Consider the following 19,541-nt stretch of genomic DNA (forward strand, 5'->3'; position numbering starts at 1 on the left):
ACGGGAAATAATTGCCGGGGCTCAGCGGGTCCGCAGCACCAGTTCGCCGATCTCGGGAAGTACGGCGTCCGCGACCGAGATCTTCTTGTCGATCAGCCCGTTGGCGTGGAAGAGGTCGGCGGCGTGCTGCTGCTCGGCGACGAACTCCTCGCTGACCGGGTGCAGCCCCCAGGGGCGGGTGCGCAGCGCGTGCTCCCAGGCGTCGAGGTCCCCGTCGAACAGCGCGGCCGCCTCACGCGGGTGCTCCGCGGTCCAGCGGTCGGCCTCCTGGAGCGCGGTGACGATCCTGGCCAGCTCGTCGGGCCGCTCCCGGGCGAAGTCGCGGCGGGTGAACCAGAGCGAGCGGTGGCTGAACAGGCCGTCGGTCTCCACGAGCGTCCTCGTCCGCGACTCGACCGGCGTCAGGTACGGATAGGAGCCCACCCAGGCGTCCACGTCGCCGTTCACCAGCAGTTCGGCGGCGTTGCCGTAGGCGTCCACAGGGACGATGTCGCCCCACCCGAGCCCGGCGCGCTCCAGGGCCAGCAGCAGCAGCGTGGTCTGCCACGAGCCGTGCCCGAGCGCCACCCGCTTGCCCTTCAGCTCCGCCACGGAGCCGATCGGCGAGTCGTCCCGCACCACCAGGCGGCCGTTCTCGACACGTGGCTCCGAGATCGCCACGTACACGATGTCGTGTCCTTTGGCCTGGGCGGTGACCGGGGGAGTGGAGCCGGTGCCGATGAAGTCGTACCCGCCGTCGAACAGATGGTCGCCGTGCGCGGACGGGAGCGCCCTGGTAGGATCGACCGGCGCGCCCCGGCCCAGCGCGTTCAGGTCCACCCACTCCGCGCCGGGCAGCAGGTCGCGGTGGCGGGCCACCCACAAGGTGTTGTTCTGCGGGAAGAAGCCGACTCGGGTGGTCATGAGGTGCGTCCTTTCAGTAGCGGCAGTACATGGCGGCCCACGCGGCGGGCCTCTTCGAGATGGGGAATTCCGGCCAGGATGAACGCGTCCACGCCGAGGTCCAGGAGCTGGTCGAGGCGTTCGGCGACCTGGTGGTAGTCGCCGACCAGGCCGAAGGCGGGGCCGTCGCGCAGCTGGCTGAACCCGCCCCACACGTTGGGGGCGACCTCCAGGCTGCGGGGATCGTCACCGGCCCCGGTGAGGAAGGAGCGGCTGCGCCGCACACCGACGGAGTCGCCCCCGCCGGAGTCGTCGCCGCGCGGCCTGGCCTCCCAGCCCTGCCGGATCTCCTCCCACGCCTCCTCCTCGCTTTCACGGGCCAGCACGTCCACGCGTACGGCGAACCGGGGCGGCGTGGCGCTGTGCGCGCGTACGGCGTCGAACTTCTCCGCCAGCGCGTCGAACGGCTCCAGCCACGACAGGTAGTAGTCGGCGTGCCGGCCTGCGGCGTCGATGGCGGCGGGGGAGGAGCCGGAGAAGAAGATCTCCGGGAACGGCTGCCCGGCCAGCTCCTCCGGCAGCCCCGCGTCCTCCACCTGGTAGAAGCGGCCGTGATGGGTGTGCCCGCCCTGCCAGACGCCCTTGAGCACGTCCAGGAACTCCGAGGTCCGCGCGTAGCGGTCGTCGTGGTCCACCTTGTCGCCCCACCAGAGCTGGGCGGGACCACCGCCGCCGGAGATGACGTTGTAGACGATCCGGCCGCCGGTCGCCCGTTGCAGCGTGGCCGTCATCCGTGCCGCCTGCACCGGGTGCAGGAACCCGGGCTGGAAGGCCACCATGAAGCGGTACGACGTGGTCTCGCGGGCCAGCGTCGCGGCGGCGGCCCACGGGTCGTCGGTGTGCGGGAAGTTCGGCAGCAGCCCGCCGACGAAGCCGGACTCCTCGGCCGCCCGCGCGACCTCGGCCATGTAGTCGGCGTGCGTGTAGCCGTCGTCCCGGCCGTCCCGGATGCCTGGCGCGGTGCCGTTGGGAGCGAATCCGCCCCGGCTGCGTACCCTGCGGCGCAGCGACGGCTGGTCGCCCTCCATGTGGATGCGCCAGTAGATGTCAACCGGCAACGGTGCGCTCCTTCACGTGCTCGCCGAGGCGGTAGACGTCCTCGGTCTGGACGAAGAACTCGGTGACGCCCCGCCCGGCGTACTCCTCCACGCGGTCCAGCGAGGCCAGGTGGACGCCGTAGCGCAGGCCCGGCAGCTCGGGGACGAGGGAGTCCAGGTCGTCGCCCTCGGCGAAGACGTGCACGTCCGCGTGCCGCCGCGACAGAGCGAGGGCCTCGGGAGAGGTGCCGGAAAGGTGCACCTCGGGGAAGGGCGGCGCCGACAGCGGCGGGCCGAAGCCCCCCGCGGCGACCTCGTAGAAGTCGCCCCGGAATTCGAACGGGCCGCCGTGCCAGACGCCCTTGGCGACGGTCAGGAATTCGCCGGCACGGGCATAGCGGTCGGGGCCGGTCAGGAAGTCGCCCTGCGCCCTGGCCGTGGCCGGGTCCAGGTCCACCGCGAGCCGCCAGCCCAGCCGACCGGCGGCGAAGCGCTGCAGCGAGGCCGAGAGCTTGGCCGCGTAGACGGGGGTGGCGGCCGCGGTGTGGAACCCGGCGACCACGCGCAGGTGCCGGGTACGCCGCAAGACGTTCGCGGCGACGCTCAGGGACTCCTGCCCGCCGGGGTCGAACGGCACCAGCGCCCCCGCCAGCCCTGCCAGGTCCGCGGCCACGGCGGTCCGTCCGGCCGGATCGGTCAGGGCGGGCCGTACGTCGGTGACGAACGCGGGCAGCTCCGGCGCGGCGGTGCTCCTGGTGGGGAGGACGATGTGGAAGCGGGACGGCGCGGGGGCCGCCGCCGCGCGGGGGCCGTCCCGGGGTGGGTCGTGCCGCGGCGGGTCATCATGCCACCGCCGCCACGGGTGCCTCTTCGAGCACGGCGTCGATGCGCGGAAGCGGCTCCTCGACCGGCGGCTCGATCAGGGAACCGGCCGAAGGACTGCCGGAGATGAACAGGACGGTCATGTCAGATCTTTCCTAGGAGTTCGGCGGAAACGGGCGGCGTCCTGACCGGGCGTGCCGGCTGCCCCGTCTCTTCGAGGAACGTGGGCGGCGGCACGTGGTAGGGCGGCTGCGCCGTCGCGGGCAGCGGCGCGGCCCTCGCTCGCGGGCGGCGAACTCCTGCCGGACCGCCGCCAGCGTCTCGGGCTGCTCCACCAGCGTGACGGCCGCCGAGGCCAGGTAACGGGCGGCGGCCAGCAGCCCGGCGTGCGCGATCGCGGTGCCGGTCGAGGCCGTGGCCGCCCACGAGTGCAGCGGCACGCCGATCGGAACCACCGCCGCGGTCAGGCTGAGGTGCGGCGCCGTCCAGCTCACCTCCGACGTGTCGCTGGACGGCCCGCCCAGGTCCGGCTCGGCGGGCGGACGCAGGGGCAGGACCACTGTCGCCAGGCCGGCGCCCGGTCTGCCGATCGCCTCCTGCAGCCGCACCGCGAACTCGTGGTCGGCGTCGGTGAACGCGGGCGGCCCGAGCTCACTCATCGTGTGGTGCAGGAGCTCCGCGCCCGCCCGGTTGCCGAGCCCCTCTCTGATCGCCGTCACCAGCCGGTGTTCGAGCCGGGTCTGGCTGGCGACGGCGGCGGCCGCGGCGCAGGCCACGACCTTGTCATAGAGGGTCCTGGCCCGCTCGTGGGTGGCCTCGCGGACGTAGACCCACAACGTCTGCAGGTCGGGGGTGACGTTGGGGGCGCCGCCGCCGCCGATGGCGTAGCCGATCCGGCCCGACGGCGAGACGTTGCCCGCGCGCAGCCGCTCGATCATGCCGGTCAGCAGGAGCACCCCGTCCAGGCCGCTCCGGGTGCCCAGCGGGTTCGAGCCGTGGCCGGGCGAGCCGAGAAAGGAGAACGTGGCCGAGTACAGCGCGCTGGTGACCTCCCAGCCCGTCCCGGTGACGGGAGCGGGATGCCAGTCGAGGAAGGCGTCGAGGCCGTCGTACGCGCCGTCGCGCACCGCGTACGCCTTGCCGACGAGCTGCTCCTCGCCCGTGGAGGCGAACACCCTGATCGTCGCCCGGCCGCGCAGGGCCCTGGCGGCGGCGATGGCCGCGCCGGTGGACGCCGCCGCCAGGGCGTTGTGGCCGCACCCGTGGCCGTGACCGTACGCGGGGGCGTACTCGTCGCCCTCGAACACGGTGGGCTCGTGGCGAGGGACGCCCGCGCGCTGGGACAGGCCGGGCAGCGCGTCGTACTCGACGTTGAAGCCGAGCACGGGGCCGCTGTCACCGGAGGTGGCGACGAAGGCGGCCGGCAGCCCGGCGGTGCCCCACGAGATCGTGAAGCCGTGCGAGCGCAGCAACTCGGCGGTGGCCAGCGCGGAGCGCCACTCGCGCAGCGACGGCTCCGCGTAGGCCCAGATCCGGTCCGCGAGCCCGGTCAGCACGGGCGCGTTCTCGTCGATCCACGCGGTCGCCGCGGTGCCCGGCGCCCGCCGCGCAGGCTGGGCCGGTGTGGTCACGGTCCCCGGTGCGCGGGGTGCGGGCGGGGTCGGCGCGGTCACCGTGCCACCTCCTCGCGCGGCGTGCCCGCGTGGCTGTCGACGCCGAGGTCGGCGAGCAGGCGGCGGCGCAGCTCGACGAAGACGGGATCCGTCCTGTCGCGCGGTCGGTCGATGCCGACCTGCAGGTCCGTGACGAACCTGCCCTCGCGCAGCACCGCGATCCGGTCGGCGAGCAGGATCGCCTCCTCGACGTCGTGCGTGACCAGCACCACGGCCGGGCGGTGCCGGGCGCACAACTCGGCGATCAGGTCCTGCATGTGCAGCCGGGTGAGCGCGTCGAGCGCGGCGAACGGCTCGTCCAGCAGGAGCAGCTCCGGCTCGCGTACCAGGGCCCTGGCCAGTGCCACCCGCTGGGCCTCGCCGCCGGAGAGCGTCGCGGGCCAGGCGTCGGCGTGCCGGCTCAGGCCCACCTCCGCCAGAGCCGCGAGCCCCTTGGCGCGGGCGGAGCGGCCCTGTCCGATGACGACGTTCGCGAGCGCGCGCTTGGAGGGGATGAGCCGCGGCTCCTGGAAGACGACCGTGCGCACCGGGGGCACGAGCACGGTTCCGCCGGTGGCGCGTCCAGACCGGCGAGGATGCGCAGCAGCGTCGTCTTCCCCGTGCCGCTCGCGCCGAGCAGCGCGAGGAACTCGCCGCGGCGCACGTCCAGGTCCACCCCGTCGAGCACGGCGCGCTCGCCGAAGACCTTGCGCAGCCCTCTGGTCCGTACGGCGAGGCCTGCCGATTCTGCGCTCACCTCTGGGCTCATCGGATGCTCACCGCCCTGCGCCAGGGCATCGTCACCCGTTCGATCAGCCGCAGCGCCAGGTCGGCCAGCAACCCGATCACCGCGTACAGCAGCACGCACAGCGCCAGGATGTCGGTACGCAGGTAGTCGGTGGCCCGGGCCATCAGGTAGCCGAGCCCGGCCGTCACGTTGATCTCCTCGGCCGCGATCAGCGCGATCACGCTGAGCGTGGTGGCCAGGCGCAGCCCGGCGAAGACCGACGGCAGCGCCCCCGGCAGCACGACCTCGCGCGCGATCGCGAGCCGGCCGAGGCCGAACGAGCGAGCCGCCTCGACGACCTTGCGGTCCACGTTGCGCACGCCGCTGGAGACGTTGACGTACATGGGGAAGGTGCAGGCCACGCCGATCAGGAGGATCTTGGAGGCCTCCTCGATCCCGAACCAGACGACGAACAGCGAGGTCAGCGCCAGGAAGGGGATGGCGCGCAGCGCCTGCATCGAGGAGTCCACGAGCTCCTCGCCGAGCCGGGTGAAACCGGAGACCACGCCGAGCAGCAGGCCGGTGGAGGCGCCCAGCACCAGGCCGAGGCCGGCCCGGGTGACGGAGACGCGCAGCGCCTCCGGGAGCTGGCCGTCGGCCCACAGCTCGCCGAAGGTCTTGAGGACGTCTTGGGGGCCGGCGAGCACGTCCTCGGTGAGGACGCCGGAGGCGGTGGCCGCGTACCAGGCCGCCAGCAGCAGAAGGGGGCCGACGGCCCGCAGCGCGAACGTGAGCGCGGGCGCGCGTCCCGCGGCACGGGGCGGGTTCGGGGCGACGAGCCCCTGCACTGCGGTGCTCATTGCTTGGCGTTCCCGAGCTTCGTCACGTCCACAACGTGCTGGGAGACGTCCAGCGGCGCGGTGAGCACCTTCTGGTCGAGGAAGAACTTCGCGACCTCCTGATATTTCGCGATCTCGGTGGCGGTGACCGCCTGGGCGGGCTTGCCCTTCTTCTGGATGTCGACCACCAGGTCCTTCTGCTCGCCCTGCACGGCCTGCGGGCCCGCCTGGGTGAAGACGTTCAGGTACGCCGCCGGGTCGGCGATCTCCTTCGCGCTGCCCTCCTTGATGAACTCGAACAGGGCCTTGACCACCTCGGGATGCTCCTCGAGCAGCTTGTTGGCGGCCACGTAGATCACGTAGTTGTCCGACTTGATGGCCTCGCCGTCGGCCAGGATCCGTGCGTCCAGCTCGGTGACGGCGGGGACGAGGAAGGTGGAGAACGTCGACCAGGCGTCCACCTTGCCCGAGCCGAAGACCGGTGCGGTCTGCGGCGGGCTCAGGTAGACGCGCTTGACCTTGTCCACCGGCACGTTGAACGTCTGCAGCGCCTTGAGCAGCAGGTATTCGCTGGTGCCGCCGTGCCCGACCGCCACGGTGTGCCCGGCCAGGTCCGCGACCGACTTGATCGGCGAGTCGTTCTTGACCACGATCCCCTCGCCGGCGAGATCGGGCGGCACCGTGGCGAAGATCTTGAAGCTGGGCTTGACGGCCAGCGCGGTGACGCCGGAGGTGATCGAACCGGTTGCGATGTCGAGCGAACCGGCGTTGATGGCCTGGGCGGCGGGGGCGAAGACGGAGAAGTCGCCGGCCCACTTGACCTTGGCGTTGACCTTGGCCAGGGCGGCGTCCAGGCTGCCGTCCTTTTTCGCGGCGGCCAGGAAACCGCTGTTGCCCGGGTCCGAGATCCGGACGACCACCTGCTCCTGGCCTGTGGTGGCGCCGGTGCCGCCGCCACAGGCCGCGGCCAGGAGGACGAGAGGGACGGCGAGCAGCAGCTTACGCATGGGTGACTCCTTGCAGCGGGGTGTGGTCGGCCCAGGCCGCGACGTCCACGGGCGCTTCGAGGAAGCGGTGGCCGCGCAGGAAGTGCTCCTGCTCGGCCAGCAGATCGAGGCGTTCGGGCGACAGGTCCAGGTGAAGCGAGGCGCCGGGGACGTAGGCGGCGGCCACGCCGGTCGCGCCCGCGCCGGTCTCGGCGCCGAGAATCCTGGCGACCTCCTCCGGGTGATCGGCGGCCCAGTCGGCCGCCCGCAGCAGCACGCCGAGGAAGCGGGTGACCACATCGGGGTGCTCGTCGAGCAGGCGCTGGTGCACGGTGATCGGCCGCGGGGTGCCGTTGTTCACCCGCGCCCGCCGGTCCGGCACGGCGTCGAGGTCGATGCCGACCTCCGCGCCATGGCGCAGGGCGGCTTCGACGGCGAGTGCGCCCTTGACGTAGACCGCGTCCACCTTGCCGGAGGCCAGCGCGACCAGCTCGGCCTCCCATTGGCCGCCGCCGGGTTCGGCCACGACATCCACCGGCTCGGCGTCGCCGAGGCCGAGCCCGGCCAGCCCCAGCGCCCCGTGGAAGCCACGCAGGGCCATGGCCCGCCAGAAGTCGATGGCGATGCGGTGCCGGGGCACGGCCAGGCGCAGGCCCTTGAGTTGCGCGGGGTGCTCCAGGGCGCTGCCGGCGCGGACCAGGATGGCCTGCCGCTCCTCGATCCAGGTGAGCCCGATCAGCCGGGTGGCCTCGCCGCGCGAGCGGGCCCAGAGCGCGGGCACGTTGCCGCCTTCGCGGAACAGACCGGTCAGGGCGTGGGTGTAGTGCGTCTCGCGAGGGACGCCGGGGCCGTCGTCCTGGAGGGACCGGACTTCGATCCCCTCGGCGGCGAACTCTCCGGCCAGCCAGCCCTGGTGCACCGCGATGCCCGTCGCGGTGGGCACGGGACAGCGGGTGAACCAGATGGTGTCGAGTGCGGCTGTCGTCATGGAAGGGATTTTGCTAGTAAATTGGTAGGGAATGCAAAGATTGTCCCGCGATGCGGGAAGCGTTCTCGGCGGGACCGGCTCTCACCTGGTCTCGGCTCTCCCTACTCGGAAGACAGGGTTTCCCGTATGGCAGCAGAAGGCGGCGTGCAGTCCGTACGCAGGGCGGTCGGCATGCTCGACTGCTTCGGCGGCGGGCACGCCTCGCTCAGCCTGTCCGACCTCTCGCGCAGGATGGGACTGTCCACCTCGACCACGCACCGCCTGGCCAGGACGCTGACCGCCGCGGGCTTCCTGGAGCAGGAGGCGCGCACGGGCCGCTACCGGCTCGGACCGTCGATCACCGAGCTGGGGCAGCTCTCCTTCCACCGGCGCGGCTTGCACCGCATCGCGCCCGAACTGGCCGAGCTGGCCCGGATCACCTCCGCCACCGTGGACCTGGCCGTCCGCAACGACAGGCACGCGGTCATCCTGAGCGGCGGCTCGCTCAACCCCGACAGCGGCATCGGCCTGCGCCGCCCGTTGCACTCCACGGCGTTGGGCAAGGTCCTGCTGGCCTGGGACCCGGAGGGCAGGGCGGACCTGGAGGCGCTCGGCCCCCTGCGGGCGCTGACCGGCCGCACCATCGTGGACCACGGCGAGCTGCGCGCCGAGCTGGACCGCGTGCGCGAGGCCGGGTACGCGCTCAACGACGGGGAGTCGGGCGACGGCATCCGCACGGTCGCGGTGCCGGTGCTCGACCGGCAGGGCCACGTGCGTTACGCGCTGGCCGTGCGCTCCACGCCGCTGGTCATGAGCGACGCGCGGATCGACTGGTTCGTCACGCACGCGCGGGCCTGCGCCCGCGCGCTGGAAGTGCTGCTGATTCCGCCTGGCGAGCGCCGGTCGCGCACCTCCGAGTGAGGCGGTTCACCGCCCCGCTGTAAGTAAGCCATGCAACGTGCTGAGCGCCGTTTTGCCGTTGGCAGGTGCGGCCGGTGCGAGCATCGCGAGAGATAGAAGCGATCACCACAGCCGGGGGAGAAATGCTGCGAAAACTGATCCTGATAGCGGGCGTGGCCGTGGCGGCATCACCAGCCGCCATGGCCAAGGCCTGGGCGGACGATTCGCCGGCGGTTCCAGCGGCACGGGCGGCCATCGCCAGCCCGGCAGCCGGGCAAGCGCCCGGTGCGTGCGATCCCGGATCGCCGTGTGCGGCAGTCAACTGTGGTCCGGGCCGCGTCTGCGTGCCCTCGCCCAAGCAGTGCTTCACCACACCGTGCCCGCAGTACGACTGCGTGCCCGCGTCCTCGGTCCCCCGCTCGGATCACCGGCCTCCCCACCCCGGCTCACACCCGGGCCGGTGGTGGCCTCGTGATCCGGAGCAGCGGCCGGCCCATCCGCGCCACCGGCAGACGGCGGACAGCTCAGAGAGCCCGCCTGTCAGCACTCCTGGTGCCCCGGCACGGAACGTCGGACTGGTTGTCGATCTCCAGCTGTGAACCTGTCAGGCTGGCTGCTTTTCGTGCCGCTCGAACGAGCCTGCGCAACCTGGCCATCGGCCTGGCTCGCCTGATCGGCGGGATCCTGCCGCCCGTTCGGCCGGCGGGCTGTCGTCGCGTACGTCGAGCCCACTCTGCAATCCAGGTGAGCGAAGTCCCGACGGGTTAGGCGCCCCTCAGTGTGACCGGAAACCGACGCGGGCTGGACGGCTCACGCGGGGCGGCGAGATTCCACTGTCTGCCACGCGGTTTCGTCCAGCGCCGACGTCGTGTCCGTGCGGTGCTCAGAGCCAGAAGGTGTCGTGGTGGAGGTAGAACTCCGCCTTTTCCTCTTCGCTCATGTCCGCGAGCGTGAGCAGTCCCTCGAAGTAGCCCTCTCGTGGCGCGCCCGGCGCGAAATGCAACAGCATCGACGCCGGCTCTCCCGATTCGTTGCGGAACGCGTGTACGCCACCCTCGGGGACGTGCACGAAGTCGCCGGGGCTGGTGTCGATCCAGCGCCGTCCGTCGTAGATCCGCACCGTGCCGGAGAGGATGTAGAACGATTCGGAGATCGACCGGTGAAAGTGCGCCGCCGGGCCGCTGGGCTCCGGTCCCATGTCCCAGCGGTAGAGCCCGAACTGTCCATTGGTCGTCGCACCGGTCGCCAGATAGTGCACCGTGGTTCCGCTCGGGTAGTCGAGCTCGGGCGCGGCGTCCGGGCGCCGATACGACGCCGTCAGCTCGCCCGTGTCACCGTGATAGGTCGGCGGTGGATACGTCAATGATCGTCCTCTCCTCGGATTCGAGTCGCTCGCCCGGTCGTGGACCCGGCTGTTCGACCTTGGCACGGCGACACGAGCTGATGAAGGTCAGCCGTCGTCACTCCGGGTGCGGAGTACTTCGTACGTCTCCCTGCATCGCTCGGTGTCGCCGGGTGCGCACAGCAGCACGCGCAGATCGAAATCGAGAGTACGCCGCCGGCCCGCCGAGATGTAGGTGATGCGTACACCCTCGGCTCCCGCGGAGGCGTCGCCGGTCTTCGCGTACTGCAGGGCGAGCTCGGTGTGGAGAGGGCTCTCCTCGCAGACGGTGGTGACGGCGGGGACGGTCATGGAGCGGGAGCCACGCGGGACGACCACACGCCGGCTTCCTGTTCCGGCAGCACACGGTCGAGGGTGATCGACGGCCGCATCATCGGATAGGTGCGGCCGATGTTCCACGTACGCCGGAACGACGGACTGTCGAGGACCACCACACGCTGCCGTCGAGGAGCGGGATGTCGGCGGGGCACCCGGCGGTGCGGATCGACTCGCCCGTCCCGTCGCGCAGGTCGAACCGCGCCACGATCGGCCCGGCCTCGGGCTCGAGAGGCCCGTCCGTGGCCGCCTCGACCCAGGAGGGGTGGGGGATGGTCAGCGGCACGTGCCCGTTCAGGACGTGCGCCAGCAGCGTGGAGAGCTGGAAGTTGTCCCCGATCCCGCCGATCGTCATCGCGTACGCCCGCCCGGTCGGCCGGTGCAGGACGATCAGCGGCTCGTCGTCGAGCACGGCGAGGAGCCTCGGCAGGCACCACAGGTCGGGGCGGTCGTCCTCCGTGGCGGCGACCGCCGCGGCGAGTCGCGGGCGCCGGGAGAGATCCGCGCGGATGGCCGCAGACCGCTGGAGCACGGTGGTCGCGGCCGCGCTCCAGTCCTCGGCGATCGACCAGCCCACGACCAGGTCGAGGGCGCGAGCGAAAGGCAGGCGGCGACCGAGCCCGAGCCGTCCGGGCAGGCCGAAGGGGCCGGAGAGCACGCGCGCCGCGCCGAGGACCACCTGGTCCTCCGGACCGGGTTCCGGGAGGCGCCGGTCGGTGACCGCGCGCCAGGCCCGCGCGAACTCGGCGGAGCGCTCCAGCGCGTCGCACAGTCCTTCGACCACGGGGTCGATCAGCGGGGCGGGATCGGCTCCGTTCTCGACCATCGCGCCGCCCATCACGGCCAGCCGCGCGCCGAGCCCGGGAGGCAGCCGGTCGAACAGGCCGCACAGGCGGACGAGGACGGCGTCCGCGGTGGCCGGGTCCGAGTCCTCCGTCCTCTCCCACAGGTCCTGCAGGGTCGCCAGGAAGCCAGGGGCGTCCTGAGCGTCCGCGGCACGGTAGAGGTCGTCGCACCGTTCATTGATCACTTGGTCGAGCACCGCACGATGCTAGGACAGGGCGGAGCCCAGCGGTTGGCGAATACCGACATGTCGGAGAGCGGGCAGCACGCCATCGCCCAGCTCCTCCACGCGGCCGCCCCGGCCGTGGGCCGGGGCGATCGGAGGGGTCAGCGCTCGTCGACGACCCGGCCGTTCAGGGCGGTGGCGTCCTTGGTCAGGGACATGGTCAGCGGCGCCTCCGGGAAGGTGGGCAGGGCGGCGAGGGCGGCGCCCAACTGCTCGCCGGACTCCCAGTGCCAGGTGTCGGTGTAGGTGCCGTCCTCGAGCTGGATCAGCACGGTGCGGGTGAGGCCGGGATGCCCCTCCCTGATGGTCGCGATCAGCGAGCTCCGGCGGGCCAGGAACTCCTCCAGGTCGGTCTCGGCGACGGAGTAGCGGTGCGAGCGGACAGCGGTCATGTCGGTGTCTCCTTCTGTACGTGAGGGTCGGGGAGGGGGCTTACCAGCTGCCGGCGATCTGCCGGACCGGGGCGTTCAGGCGGTTGAAGAGGTTGGTGACGGCGGTCATCAGCAGGATCGAGGCCAGCTGCTTCTCGTCGAAGTGGTCGGCGGCGTTGTCCCAGACCTCGTCGGAGACGGCGTCGGCGCGGTCGGCCAGCCGGGTCGACGCCTCCGCCAGCCCCAGCGCGGCCCGCTCGGCGTCGGTGTAGTACGGAGCCTCGCGCCAGGCGCTGACCAGGCCGATGCGCTCGTCGCTCTCGCCGAGCTTGCGCAGGCTCTTCAGGCCGCTGTCGACGCAGGGGCTGCAGCCGTTGATCTGGCTGACCCGCAGGTGGACCAGCTCCAGGAGCTCCGGGGGAAGCCCCTGGGACTGAGCGGCCTTCATCAGCTCCATGATCGGCTTCATCGCGGCGGGGATGATCGCGGCGGGGTTCTTCATCCGGGCTTCCATCGTGGTGCCTCCGTATCGGTTCTGTCGGATCCGTCTCGGTTCGTGTGAGATCAGAGTGGCCGCCCGGATTGATACATTCGCTATGCGCGCACGATGCGAGGGTGATGGGGGGACGATGCTGCGCTTCACCCTTCTCGGCCCCGTCCAGATGGTCGTCGACGGCGCGCCCCTGACAGGCATCGCCCCACGTCACCGGGCTGTCCTGGCCTACCTCCTGCTCAACGCCGGCCGAGTGATCGGCATCGAGCGGCTGATCGACGCGATGTGGGGTTACGACCGGCCCGACACCGCCCGGTCGCAGATCCACGCCTCGATCACCGCGATCCGCAAGGTGCTGCGCGGCGCGGGAGCCGTACGGCTCCTGGAGACGCGCGCCGGCGGCTACGTCGCGCAGCCGGAGCCCGGGCAGGTCGACGCGCACGAGTTCACCGAGCTGGTGGCCGCAGGCGAGCTGCGCAGGGCCCTGGACCTGTGGAGCGGCGAGGCGCTGGAGGACGTGCACGCGCATTACGTCACCGGCGTGCGGGAGCTCTGGAACGACCGGCGGCTGTCGGCGTACGAGCGCCTGGTGGAGGGCGAGCTCGCCGCCGGCCGGCACGCCGACCTGCTCGACGAGCTCGCCGCACAGGTGACCGCCAGCCCGCTGCGCGAGAAGCTCAACGGCCATCTCGTCCTGGCCCTGCACCGGGCGGGACGGCAGCCCGACGCCCTGGCCGCCGCGCGCGCCTACCGTACGGCTCTCGCGGACGAGCAGGGCCTCGACCCCGGACACGCCTTCACCGAACTGGAGCGGGCGGTCCTGGCGGACGATCCGGCCCTGCGCCTGGCCGGCCCGGCGCCGGTGGTGCCCGCCCCGCCGGCCCGCTCCACCTTCCTGCCCTACGACATCCCCGATTTCTCCGGACGGGCCGCCGAACTGGAGCGGCTCGCGGACGAGCGCCACCACGCGCCCGGCGGGCCGGCGGTCGTCACGATCGACGGCATGGCGGGGATCGGCAAGACCGCTCTCGCCGTCCACGTGGCCCACCGGCTGGCCGATCGCTATCCGGACGGCCGGCTCTTCATCGACCTCCAGGCCCACACCGCGGGCCGGGAGCCGGTCGACGCCGCCGCGGCGCTGGAGACCCTCCTCCGCCAGCTCGGGGTGCCCGCCGGCCGCATCCCGGTCACCCCGGCCGAGCGGAGCGCGCTCTGGCGCGCCGAGCTGGCCGGTCGCCGCGTGCTCGCCGTACTGGACAACGCCCTCGACGCCGAGCACGTGCGCCCTCTGCTGCCGGGGCGCTCCGACACCCTCGTCCTGGTCACCAGCAGGCGGCGGCTCGTCGACCTGGACGGAGCCAGGGCGCTGTCGGTCGGCGTGCTGGGCGAGGCGGAGGCGGCTGAGCTGTTCGAGCGGATCGTGGGCGAACGCGCTCACCGGGAGCCGGACGCCGTACGCGAGGTGCTGCGGCTGTGCGGGCACCTCCCGCTCGCCATCCGGATCTCCGCCGCCCGCCTCCAGCACCGCCCGCGCTGGACCGTGTCCTACCTGGCCGGCCGGCTGCGGGACCATCGCCGGCTCCTGGACGGGGTGTCGGCGGCCTTCGCCCTCTCCTACGAGCAACTCCACGAGGACGAGCAGCGCATGTTCCGCCTGCTCGGGCTGGTGCCCGGGCGCGACATCGACGCCTGCGGAGCCGCCGCGCTGGCCGGGATCTCGGAGGACGAGGCCGAGGAGCTGCTCGAAGGCCTCCTCGACGCCCACATGCTCCTGCAGCTCGAACCGGGCCGCTACACCTTCCACGACCTGCTCCGCGAGCACGCCCGCTCGCTGGCCGAGGACGACGGCGCCGTCATGCGGCTGCTCACCTACTACCTGCACCGCTCCCGCGCGGCGATGGACCGGCTCTTCCCGTACACGGTCGGCCAGCGGGAGGGCATCCCCCAGCCGTCCGCCCCGATCGCACCCGTCCGCGACGCCGCGGAGGCGGTCACCTGGCTCGACGCCGAGCGCTCCAACATCATCGCGACCGCCGTCCACGGGCCCGAGATCTGCCTGGGGATGCTCGCCCTGGCGATGCGCCCCTACCTCGACCGGCACGCGCACCACGACGACGCGCTCACGCTGCACGCCCTGGCCCTGCGGCGCAGCCGTACGCTCGGCGACCGCGTGGTCCAGGCGCGCGCGCTCACCGACCTGGCGCGGACCTACTGGCGGCTCGGCGAGTACGAGCGGGCGGAGGAGCACGCTCACCAGGCCCTCGACCACTGGGCCCTCGACACGCGCGAGAACGCCGGCGAACGGGCCCGGGCGCTGCTCACCCTGGGGAACGTGGCCCTGCGCCGCGGCCGGGACGCCCAGGCGGAGCAGTACCTCAAGCAGGCGCTCGACCTCACCCGGATCGGGGCCGACACCTGGGGCGAGGCCAACGTGCTCGGCATCCTCGCCCTCCTCCTCGACCGGGCCGGCCGTCCCGAGGAGGCCCGGCGCCACCTCGACCTGGCGCTGGCGCTCCACCGCAAGGTGGGCGACCCGGCCGGAGAGGCGGTGATCCTCGACCACCTCGGCGTCGTCCTCCGGCGCCAGGGCGAGCTCGCCCAGGCGCGCGCCCGCCACGAGCAGGCCGCGGCCGTCTACCGCGCGCTGGGCAACACCGCCGACGAGGCGGCCGCGCTCAACGGGCTGGCCGAGGCGGCGGACGACCCGGCTCGGGCGGTCGAGGAGCACACGGCCGCGCTCGCGCTCGCCGACCTGACGCGCAACCGGCCGGAGCAGGCGCGCGCCCACGACGGGCTGGCACGCGCCCACCTCGCGCTCGGGAACGCCGAGCAGGCGGGTGAGCACGGGCGGCTGGCTCTCGGCCTCTACGGGGAGCTCGGCGTTCCGGAGGCCGAGAAGGTCCGCGACCTCCTGGAGGGCGCCGGAGCGTCCGCCGCGCCGCCTGCTGGCGCGGCGCGGCGGTAGGCCGTCAGCTCCCGAGCACCGCGCCGAGAGCGGTCAGCGCCTCGGCGGCGTCGTCGCCGGTGGCGCGCAGGGTCACGGCCTGCCCGCTCGTGGCGCCCAGGCCCATCAGCGACAGCACGCTGCGCACGTCGACCGAGCGGGAGCCGTACGAGAGGGTGACGGCCGAGGTGAAGGCGGCCGCGGTCTGGGCGAGCGCGCCGGCGGGGCGGGCGTGCAGGTCCTCGGTCAGGACGATCGTGCGCTCGCCGGCGCCGGCCTCGTCGGCCGCGGGTTCAGGGATTGCCGTGGGGTCAGAGCTTACGGACATGCCACGCCTCCTCGGCCGCCGCCAGCACACCGTCGAGCGAGGCTCCGCCGCCCGCCGCGACGACCGCGGAGATGGCGCCCTCCACGAACGGCACGTCGGCGATCACGACGGCACCCGGGGTCTGCAGCAGCCTGGCGGTGAGCACCGAGCTGCCGAGGTCGGGGATCAGCACGACGCCGTCCCCCCGGTCCACCTCCGCGATGGCGGCGGTCACCCGGTCGGGGCTGGTGCCGAGGCCGCCGTCCTCGGTGCCTCCCGCCGCCGCCAGCGGCACCTGCGCGCCGCCGATCTGCCTGGCCAGAGCGGCCACCTCCGCGGCCAGGCCGCTGCTGTGTGAAATGAGTACGATGCCAACCATTCGTTATTCCTGAAGATCGTTCGGCATAATCGAAAAGTGATCCAGTCGGTGGAGCGCGCCGCGCTCATCCTGAAGGTCCTCGGGTCAGGCACCCCCCGGCTCGGGGTCACCGAGATCGCCGAGCGGGTCGGCCTCGCCAAGCCGACTGTGCACGGGCTGCTGCGTACGCTCGCCGCGTGCGAGCTGGTCGTGCAGGACCCCGACACCGGCAAGTACGCGCTCGGGCCCGCCGTGCTGCAACTCGGCAACGCCTATCTGGAGGGTTCGGAACTGCGGGCCAGGAGCCTGCTGTGGGCCGACTCCCTGGCCCAGCGCGTCAACGAGGCCGTCTGGGTCGGCACGCTGTCGGGGAGCCGGGTGATCGTGCTGCACCACGTGTTCCGGCCCGACGACGTCGTGCAGATCCTGGAGGTCGGCGCGGCGATCCCGTGGCACGCCTGCGCGCTCGGCCACGCCATCGCCGCCCACGACCCGCGCGGGGAGGAACTGCTGTCGGACGACCTCGCCCCGCTGACCGGGCTCACCAGGACCGGCCGCGACGACCTGGAGCGGGCGCTCGCGGAGGTGCGCCGCCGGGGGGTACGCGGTCGAGGACCAGGAGGCGGCGCTGGGGGGACGCGGGCGTCGCCGCGCCCGTCTTCTCCCCGGGACGGCTCGGTGGCCGGCGCCGTCGCCGTGGTCGGGCCGGTCGAGCGGGTGCTGGATCCGGCGCGGCGGGAGGAGATCGCGCTGGCCGTGCGCGAGACCGCGCGGGGCGGTCTCGCGCGACCTCGCGCGCCCCGCTCGGCCGTGCCTGGGGGCTCGGCCGCCTGAGCGGGTCCCGGCCCGGTGTGGCCCGCCCGCGCAGCGCTCGGCCGTGCCCGGGGGTTCGGCCGCCTGAGCGGTCCCGGCTCCTCGCGGCCCGGCCGCGGTTCACGGTCATCGGGAGGCGGCGGCCTTCAGCGCGCCGAACAGCAGAGCCGTCGAGGCGGCCCCGGGATCCTCGTGCCCGACGCTGCGCGGCCCGAGGTAGCTGGCCCGCCCCTTGCGCGCCTGCAACGGGACCGTCGCCCTGGCGCCCTGCTCGGCCGCGGCGGCCGCCGCCTCCAGGGCCTCCTCCGGCTTCAGCCCGTCCCGTACGGCCTGGGCCAGCGCCTTCGCGGCCGGGGCGAGAGCGTCGACCATCGTCTTGTCCCCCTCCGCCGCCGCGCCGAGGCGCTGGACGCCGGACAGGGCCGCGTTGAGGCCCGTGCTCAGCTCGGCCGGCGAGATCTCGGCGGCCTCGCCGAACGCCTTGCCCATCTCGCGGAAGGCGGTGCCGTACAGGGGGCCGGAGGCGCCGCCGACCTTGCGGATGAGGGTGGAGCCGACGAGGACGAGGAGCGCGCCCGGGGTCTGCGGGGACGCGTCGGCGAGCGCTTCCTGCGCGGCGGTGAAGCCGCGGTCGAGATTGGCGCCGTGGTCGGCGTCGCCGATCGCGGCGTCCAGTTGGGTGAGGTGGTCGCGCTGCGCCCGCACGGCGGCGGCGATCTCCTCGATCCAGGCGGCGAAGAACTGGGTGTTCACGAGGGGACTCCAGAGGTTCGGATGGCGGTCAGCGGCCCCAGCGCAGCGCCGGTGTCTCCACCGGCGCGTCCCAGAGCCGGGTGAGCTCGCCGGTCAGCGAGCACGTCGTCACCGAGAAGCCTTGCATGTCGAGGCTGGTCACGTAGTTGCCGACCAGGCTGCGCACGGCCGTCGCGCCCTTGTCCCGCAGGTACGCCTCCACCTCGGCGAAGACGATGTACAACTCGATGAGCGGCGTCCCGCCCATGCCGTTGACCATGACGAGCGTCTCGCCGGACAGCGGCAGATCGGCGTCGATCGCGTCCATGGCGACACGGACGATCTCGCGGGCCTCGCGCAGCGGCGCCCGGGTCCTGCCGGGCTCGCCGTGGATGCCGATGCCGAGCTCGATCTCCGTGTCGCTCAGCTCGAAGGTGGGCTTGCCCGCGGCAGGGACCGTGCAGGGCGTGAGCGCCACCCCGAACGAGCGGCTGCGCTCGTTGACCTCCCGGGCGACCCGCGCGACCTCGGCCAGGGGCGCGCCGGTCTCGGCCAGCGCGCCGGCGATCTTCTCGACGAACAGGGTGGCGCCGGTGCCCCGGCGGCCCGCCGTGAACAGGGAGTCCTGCACCGCCACGTCGTCGTTGACGAGCACGGTCGCCACCTCGACGCCCTCGTCGCCGCTGAGCTCGGCGGCCATCTCGAAGTTCAGCACGTCGCCCGTGTAGTTCTTCACGATGTGCAGCACGCCCGCGCCGCCGTCCACGCCCTTGGTCGCCTCGATGAGCTGGTCGGGGACGGGGGAGGTGAACACCTCGCCGGGACAGGCCGCGTCGAGCATGCCGTGGCCGACGAACCCGCCGTGCAGCGGTTCGTGACCCGAGCCGCCGCCGGAGACCAGGCCGACCTTGCCCGGCCGGGGGGCGTCGGCGCGGAAGACGACCTTGTTCTCGATGTCGACGCGGAGCGAGGGGTGCGCCGCGGCGATGCCGCGCAGCGCGTCGGTGACGACGGAATCGACACTGTTGATGAGCTTCTTCATGACGGGGTCCCTACTGCCGTGGTCGTGCTCTCCAGCTTCGTCCTTCCTCGCGAGGCCGCAAGCGCCGTGTAGGCGAGCGCCCCGATCAGCCCGCCCGCGAACTCCCCGACGAAGTAGGCCGGCAGCTGGTCCCAGCTCACCGCGCCGCCCCAGGCCGCGTCCACGAGGAACGGCCTGCGTAGCGGGCCGGGTTGATCGCGGCCCCGGTAACCGGGCCCACGATGACGATGATCGCGAAGACGATCGAGCCGATCGCCATCGGCGCCCAGCCGGGGGTCGCCCGCCGGTCGAGCACCCCGAAGACGACGAAGACCAGGATGAACGTGCCGATCGCCTCGATCAGCGTGCCGCGGGCGAAGCCGACCTCGGGGGCGTACGCGGTCACGCCGCCTCCGGCGGCCCTGGCGGCGTCCGCGCCGAGCGTCGCGAAGATCCCGAGCGCGCCGGCGAGGGCCCCGGCGACCTGCGCCGCGACGTAGCCCGGCACCTCGCGCCAGGGGAAGCGGCCGGTCGCGGCGAGGGCGACCGTGACCGCCGGGTTGATGTGGGCGCCGGAGATGTGCCCGACGGCGTACACCGTGCCCACGATGACCAGCATGAACGCGAAGCTGATCATGCCGAGCTGGGCCATGGAGAAGGGGGTGTGGGAGCCGGCGGCGATGACGCCGGTGGCCGCGGCGGAGCCGGCGCCGACGTACACGAGGAAGGCGGTGCCGAGTAGTTCCGACAGGAGCTTCTGGAACGTGGAGGGGGGTGAGTCGTTCATGAGACCGTCCAGAGTGTGAACGTCGTTCGATAATGTCGAACGCGGTTTCATAGAAGT

23 protein-coding genes and 1 pseudogene are annotated in these 19,541 nt (G+C 72.9%); 3 read left to right on the top strand and 21 right to left on the bottom strand.

The window, feature by feature from the left end; all coding sequences use genetic code 11:
- Positions 1 to 21 precede the first annotated feature (21 nt).
- From B1L11_RS19520 to B1L11_RS19555, 10 genes and pseudogenes are all read right to left on the bottom strand, one after another.
- Positions 22 to 903 carry an ABC transporter substrate-binding protein gene (locus B1L11_RS19520; protein ID WP_079315812.1) on the bottom strand — a complete coding sequence of 294 codons (882 nt, stop codon included), beginning with the start codon at positions 901 to 903 and terminating at the stop codon, positions 22 to 24.
- Positions 900 to 2,000, bottom strand: coding sequence for an LLM class flavin-dependent oxidoreductase (locus tag B1L11_RS19525; RefSeq protein ID WP_079315813.1), 1,101 nt, complete (start codon positions 1,998 to 2,000; stop codon positions 900 to 902). Before B1L11_RS19525 ends, B1L11_RS19520 begins: the two co-directional genes overlap by 4 nt.
- Positions 1,990 to 2,748 (bottom strand): LLM class flavin-dependent oxidoreductase, encoded by a 759-nt coding sequence (locus B1L11_RS19530; RefSeq protein WP_079315814.1) that lies wholly within the window; start codon positions 2,746 to 2,748, stop codon positions 1,990 to 1,992. The genes B1L11_RS19525 and B1L11_RS19530 overlap by 11 nt, the downstream gene beginning before the upstream one ends.
- Before the next feature lie 73 nt (positions 2,749 to 2,821).
- A complete protein-coding gene (locus B1L11_RS51310; protein WP_256862706.1) occupies positions 2,822 to 2,944 on the bottom strand; it encodes a hypothetical protein in 123 nt (40 codons plus the stop codon).
- A 12-nt stretch (positions 2,945 to 2,956) separates the two neighbouring features.
- Complete coding sequence (locus B1L11_RS19535; protein WP_079315815.1) at positions 2,957 to 4,474, bottom strand: hypothetical protein; 1,518 nt, start codon at positions 4,472 to 4,474, stop codon at positions 2,957 to 2,959.
- Complete coding sequence (locus B1L11_RS19540; RefSeq protein WP_306291680.1) at positions 4,471 to 5,016, bottom strand: ABC transporter ATP-binding protein; 546 nt, start codon at positions 5,014 to 5,016, stop codon at positions 4,471 to 4,473. Before B1L11_RS19540 ends, B1L11_RS19535 begins: the two co-directional genes overlap by 4 nt.
- A 62-nt stretch (positions 5,017 to 5,078) precedes the next feature.
- Positions 5,079 to 5,222: pseudogene (locus B1L11_RS54975) on the bottom strand (sulfonate ABC transporter ATP-binding protein); the annotation flags it as partial.
- Entirely contained in the window at positions 5,219 to 6,040 is an 822-nt protein-coding gene (locus B1L11_RS19545; protein WP_079315816.1) for an ABC transporter permease subunit, read from the bottom strand. The gene B1L11_RS19545 and the pseudogene B1L11_RS54975, both read right to left, overlap by 4 nt.
- On the bottom strand, positions 6,037 to 7,026 hold the full coding sequence (locus B1L11_RS19550) for an ABC transporter substrate-binding protein (protein ID WP_079315817.1): 990 nt from the start codon (positions 7,024 to 7,026) through the stop codon (positions 6,037 to 6,039). Before B1L11_RS19550 ends, B1L11_RS19545 begins: the two co-directional genes overlap by 4 nt.
- Complete coding sequence (locus B1L11_RS19555; protein WP_079315818.1) at positions 7,019 to 7,993, bottom strand: ABC transporter substrate-binding protein; 975 nt, start codon at positions 7,991 to 7,993, stop codon at positions 7,019 to 7,021. The genes B1L11_RS19550 and B1L11_RS19555 overlap by 8 nt, the downstream gene beginning before the upstream one ends.
- A gap of 126 nt (positions 7,994 to 8,119) precedes the next feature.
- Between B1L11_RS19555 and B1L11_RS19560 the strand changes: the two genes are divergently transcribed.
- On the top strand, positions 8,120 to 8,893 hold the full coding sequence (locus tag B1L11_RS19560; RefSeq protein WP_079315819.1) for an IclR family transcriptional regulator: 774 nt from the start codon (positions 8,120 to 8,122) through the stop codon (positions 8,891 to 8,893).
- A gap of 862 nt (positions 8,894 to 9,755) precedes the next feature.
- Here the strand turns inward: B1L11_RS19560 and B1L11_RS19565 are convergent.
- From B1L11_RS19565 to B1L11_RS19585, 5 genes are all read right to left on the bottom strand, one after another.
- Entirely contained in the window at positions 9,756 to 10,235 is a 480-nt protein-coding gene (locus B1L11_RS19565; protein ID WP_079315820.1) for a cupin domain-containing protein, read from the bottom strand.
- Between the two features lie 87 nt (positions 10,236 to 10,322).
- Positions 10,323 to 10,592: a hypothetical protein gene (locus B1L11_RS19570; protein ID WP_143737383.1), complete on the bottom strand. Its 270-nt coding sequence runs from the start codon at positions 10,590 to 10,592 to the stop codon at positions 10,323 to 10,325.
- 52 nt (positions 10,593 to 10,644) lie between these two features.
- The gene (locus B1L11_RS19575; protein ID WP_143737385.1) at positions 10,645 to 11,631 is read right to left on the bottom strand and encodes a hypothetical protein; all 987 of its coding nucleotides are present in this window, start codon (positions 11,629 to 11,631) and stop codon (positions 10,645 to 10,647) included.
- Between the two features lie 128 nt (positions 11,632 to 11,759).
- Complete coding sequence (locus tag B1L11_RS19580) at positions 11,760 to 12,050, bottom strand: hypothetical protein (protein WP_079315823.1); 291 nt, start codon at positions 12,048 to 12,050, stop codon at positions 11,760 to 11,762.
- 40 nt (positions 12,051 to 12,090) lie between these two features.
- On the bottom strand, positions 12,091 to 12,543 hold the full coding sequence (locus B1L11_RS19585) for a carboxymuconolactone decarboxylase family protein (RefSeq protein ID WP_079315824.1): 453 nt from the start codon (positions 12,541 to 12,543) through the stop codon (positions 12,091 to 12,093).
- A gap of 115 nt (positions 12,544 to 12,658) precedes the next feature.
- On the opposite strand from B1L11_RS19585, the gene B1L11_RS19590 reads away from it, so the two are divergent.
- Positions 12,659 to 15,487 carry a tetratricopeptide repeat protein gene (locus B1L11_RS19590; protein ID WP_218671199.1) on the top strand — a complete coding sequence of 943 codons (2,829 nt, stop codon included), beginning with the start codon at positions 12,659 to 12,661 and terminating at the stop codon, positions 15,485 to 15,487.
- 4 nt (positions 15,488 to 15,491) lie between these two features.
- Here the strand turns inward: B1L11_RS19590 and B1L11_RS19595 are convergent, their stop codons facing one another.
- Both B1L11_RS19595 and dhaM read right to left on the bottom strand, forming a co-directional pair.
- The gene (locus B1L11_RS19595; RefSeq protein ID WP_079315825.1) at positions 15,492 to 15,794 is read right to left on the bottom strand and encodes an HPr family phosphocarrier protein; all 303 of its coding nucleotides are present in this window, start codon (positions 15,792 to 15,794) and stop codon (positions 15,492 to 15,494) included.
- Positions 15,778 to 16,152 (bottom strand): dihydroxyacetone kinase phosphoryl donor subunit DhaM, encoded by a 375-nt coding sequence (gene dhaM / locus B1L11_RS19600; RefSeq protein WP_079315826.1) that lies wholly within the window; start codon positions 16,150 to 16,152, stop codon positions 15,778 to 15,780. Before dhaM ends, B1L11_RS19595 begins: the two co-directional genes overlap by 17 nt.
- A 36-nt stretch (positions 16,153 to 16,188) precedes the next feature.
- Between dhaM and B1L11_RS19605 the strand changes: the two genes are divergently transcribed.
- On the top strand, positions 16,189 to 16,965 hold the full coding sequence (locus B1L11_RS19605; protein ID WP_218671200.1) for an IclR family transcriptional regulator: 777 nt from the start codon (positions 16,189 to 16,191) through the stop codon (positions 16,963 to 16,965).
- Positions 16,966 to 17,070: 105 nt separating this feature from the next.
- Here B1L11_RS19605 and dhaL read toward each other — a convergent pair whose 3' ends face one another.
- From dhaL to B1L11_RS19620, 4 genes are read right to left on the bottom strand one after another with little or no spacing between them, the layout of a single operon-like run.
- Positions 17,071 to 17,697 (bottom strand): dihydroxyacetone kinase subunit DhaL, encoded by a 627-nt coding sequence (gene dhaL / locus B1L11_RS19610; RefSeq protein ID WP_079315827.1) that lies wholly within the window; start codon positions 17,695 to 17,697, stop codon positions 17,071 to 17,073.
- A 28-nt stretch (positions 17,698 to 17,725) separates the two neighbouring features.
- Positions 17,726 to 18,718: a dihydroxyacetone kinase subunit DhaK gene (dhaK, locus tag B1L11_RS19615; protein WP_079315828.1), complete on the bottom strand. Its 993-nt coding sequence runs from the start codon at positions 18,716 to 18,718 to the stop codon at positions 17,726 to 17,728.
- Positions 18,715 to 18,858: a hypothetical protein gene (locus tag B1L11_RS48410; protein WP_218671201.1), complete on the bottom strand. Its 144-nt coding sequence runs from the start codon at positions 18,856 to 18,858 to the stop codon at positions 18,715 to 18,717. Before B1L11_RS48410 ends, dhaK begins: the two co-directional genes overlap by 4 nt.
- The gene (locus B1L11_RS19620) at positions 18,855 to 19,484 is read right to left on the bottom strand and encodes an MIP/aquaporin family protein (protein ID WP_218671202.1); all 630 of its coding nucleotides are present in this window, start codon (positions 19,482 to 19,484) and stop codon (positions 18,855 to 18,857) included. The genes B1L11_RS48410 and B1L11_RS19620 overlap by 4 nt, the downstream gene beginning before the upstream one ends.
- Positions 19,485 to 19,541 lie beyond the last annotated feature (57 nt).

Origin of the sequence: Microbispora sp. GKU 823, assembly GCF_002027145.1 — a bacterium.
In the GTDB taxonomy this organism is placed as follows: domain Bacteria; phylum Actinomycetota; class Actinomycetes; order Streptosporangiales; family Streptosporangiaceae; genus Microbispora; species Microbispora siamensis.

What these genes read in the sequence shown, in the direction of transcription:
- B1L11_RS19520 (WP_079315812.1), bottom strand. Translation starts at nt 903, where the DNA reads ATGACCACCCGAGTCGGCTTCTTCCCGCAGAACAACACCTTGTGGGTG.
- B1L11_RS51310 (WP_256862706.1), bottom strand. Translation starts at nt 2,944, where the DNA reads ATGACCGTCCTGTTCATCTCCGGCAGTCCTTCGGCCGGTTCCCTGATC.
- B1L11_RS19545 (WP_079315816.1), bottom strand. Translation starts at nt 6,040, where the DNA reads ATGAGCACCGCAGTGCAGGGGCTCGTCGCCCCGAACCCGCCCCGTGCC.
- B1L11_RS19550 (WP_079315817.1), bottom strand. Translation starts at nt 7,026, where the DNA reads ATGCGTAAGCTGCTGCTCGCCGTCCCTCTCGTCCTCCTGGCCGCGGCC.
- B1L11_RS19555 (WP_079315818.1), bottom strand. Translation starts at nt 7,993, where the DNA reads ATGACGACAGCCGCACTCGACACCATCTGGTTCACCCGCTGTCCCGTG.
- B1L11_RS19560 (WP_079315819.1), top strand. Translation starts at nt 8,120, where the DNA reads ATGGCAGCAGAAGGCGGCGTGCAGTCCGTACGCAGGGCGGTCGGCATG.
- B1L11_RS19580 (WP_079315823.1), bottom strand. Translation starts at nt 12,050, where the DNA reads ATGACCGCTGTCCGCTCGCACCGCTACTCCGTCGCCGAGACCGACCTG.
- B1L11_RS19585 (WP_079315824.1), bottom strand. Translation starts at nt 12,543, where the DNA reads ATGGAAGCCCGGATGAAGAACCCCGCCGCGATCATCCCCGCCGCGATG.
- B1L11_RS19590 (WP_218671199.1), top strand. Translation starts at nt 12,659, where the DNA reads ATGCTGCGCTTCACCCTTCTCGGCCCCGTCCAGATGGTCGTCGACGGC.
- B1L11_RS19595 (WP_079315825.1), bottom strand. Translation starts at nt 15,794, where the DNA reads ATGTCCGTAAGCTCTGACCCCACGGCAATCCCTGAACCCGCGGCCGAC.
- dhaM (WP_079315826.1), bottom strand. Translation starts at nt 16,152, where the DNA reads ATGGTTGGCATCGTACTCATTTCACACAGCAGCGGCCTGGCCGCGGAG.
- dhaK (WP_079315828.1), bottom strand. Translation starts at nt 18,718, where the DNA reads ATGAAGAAGCTCATCAACAGTGTCGATTCCGTCGTCACCGACGCGCTG.
- B1L11_RS19620 (WP_218671202.1), bottom strand. Translation starts at nt 19,484, where the DNA reads ATGAACGACTCACCCCCCTCCACGTTCCAGAAGCTCCTGTCGGAACTA.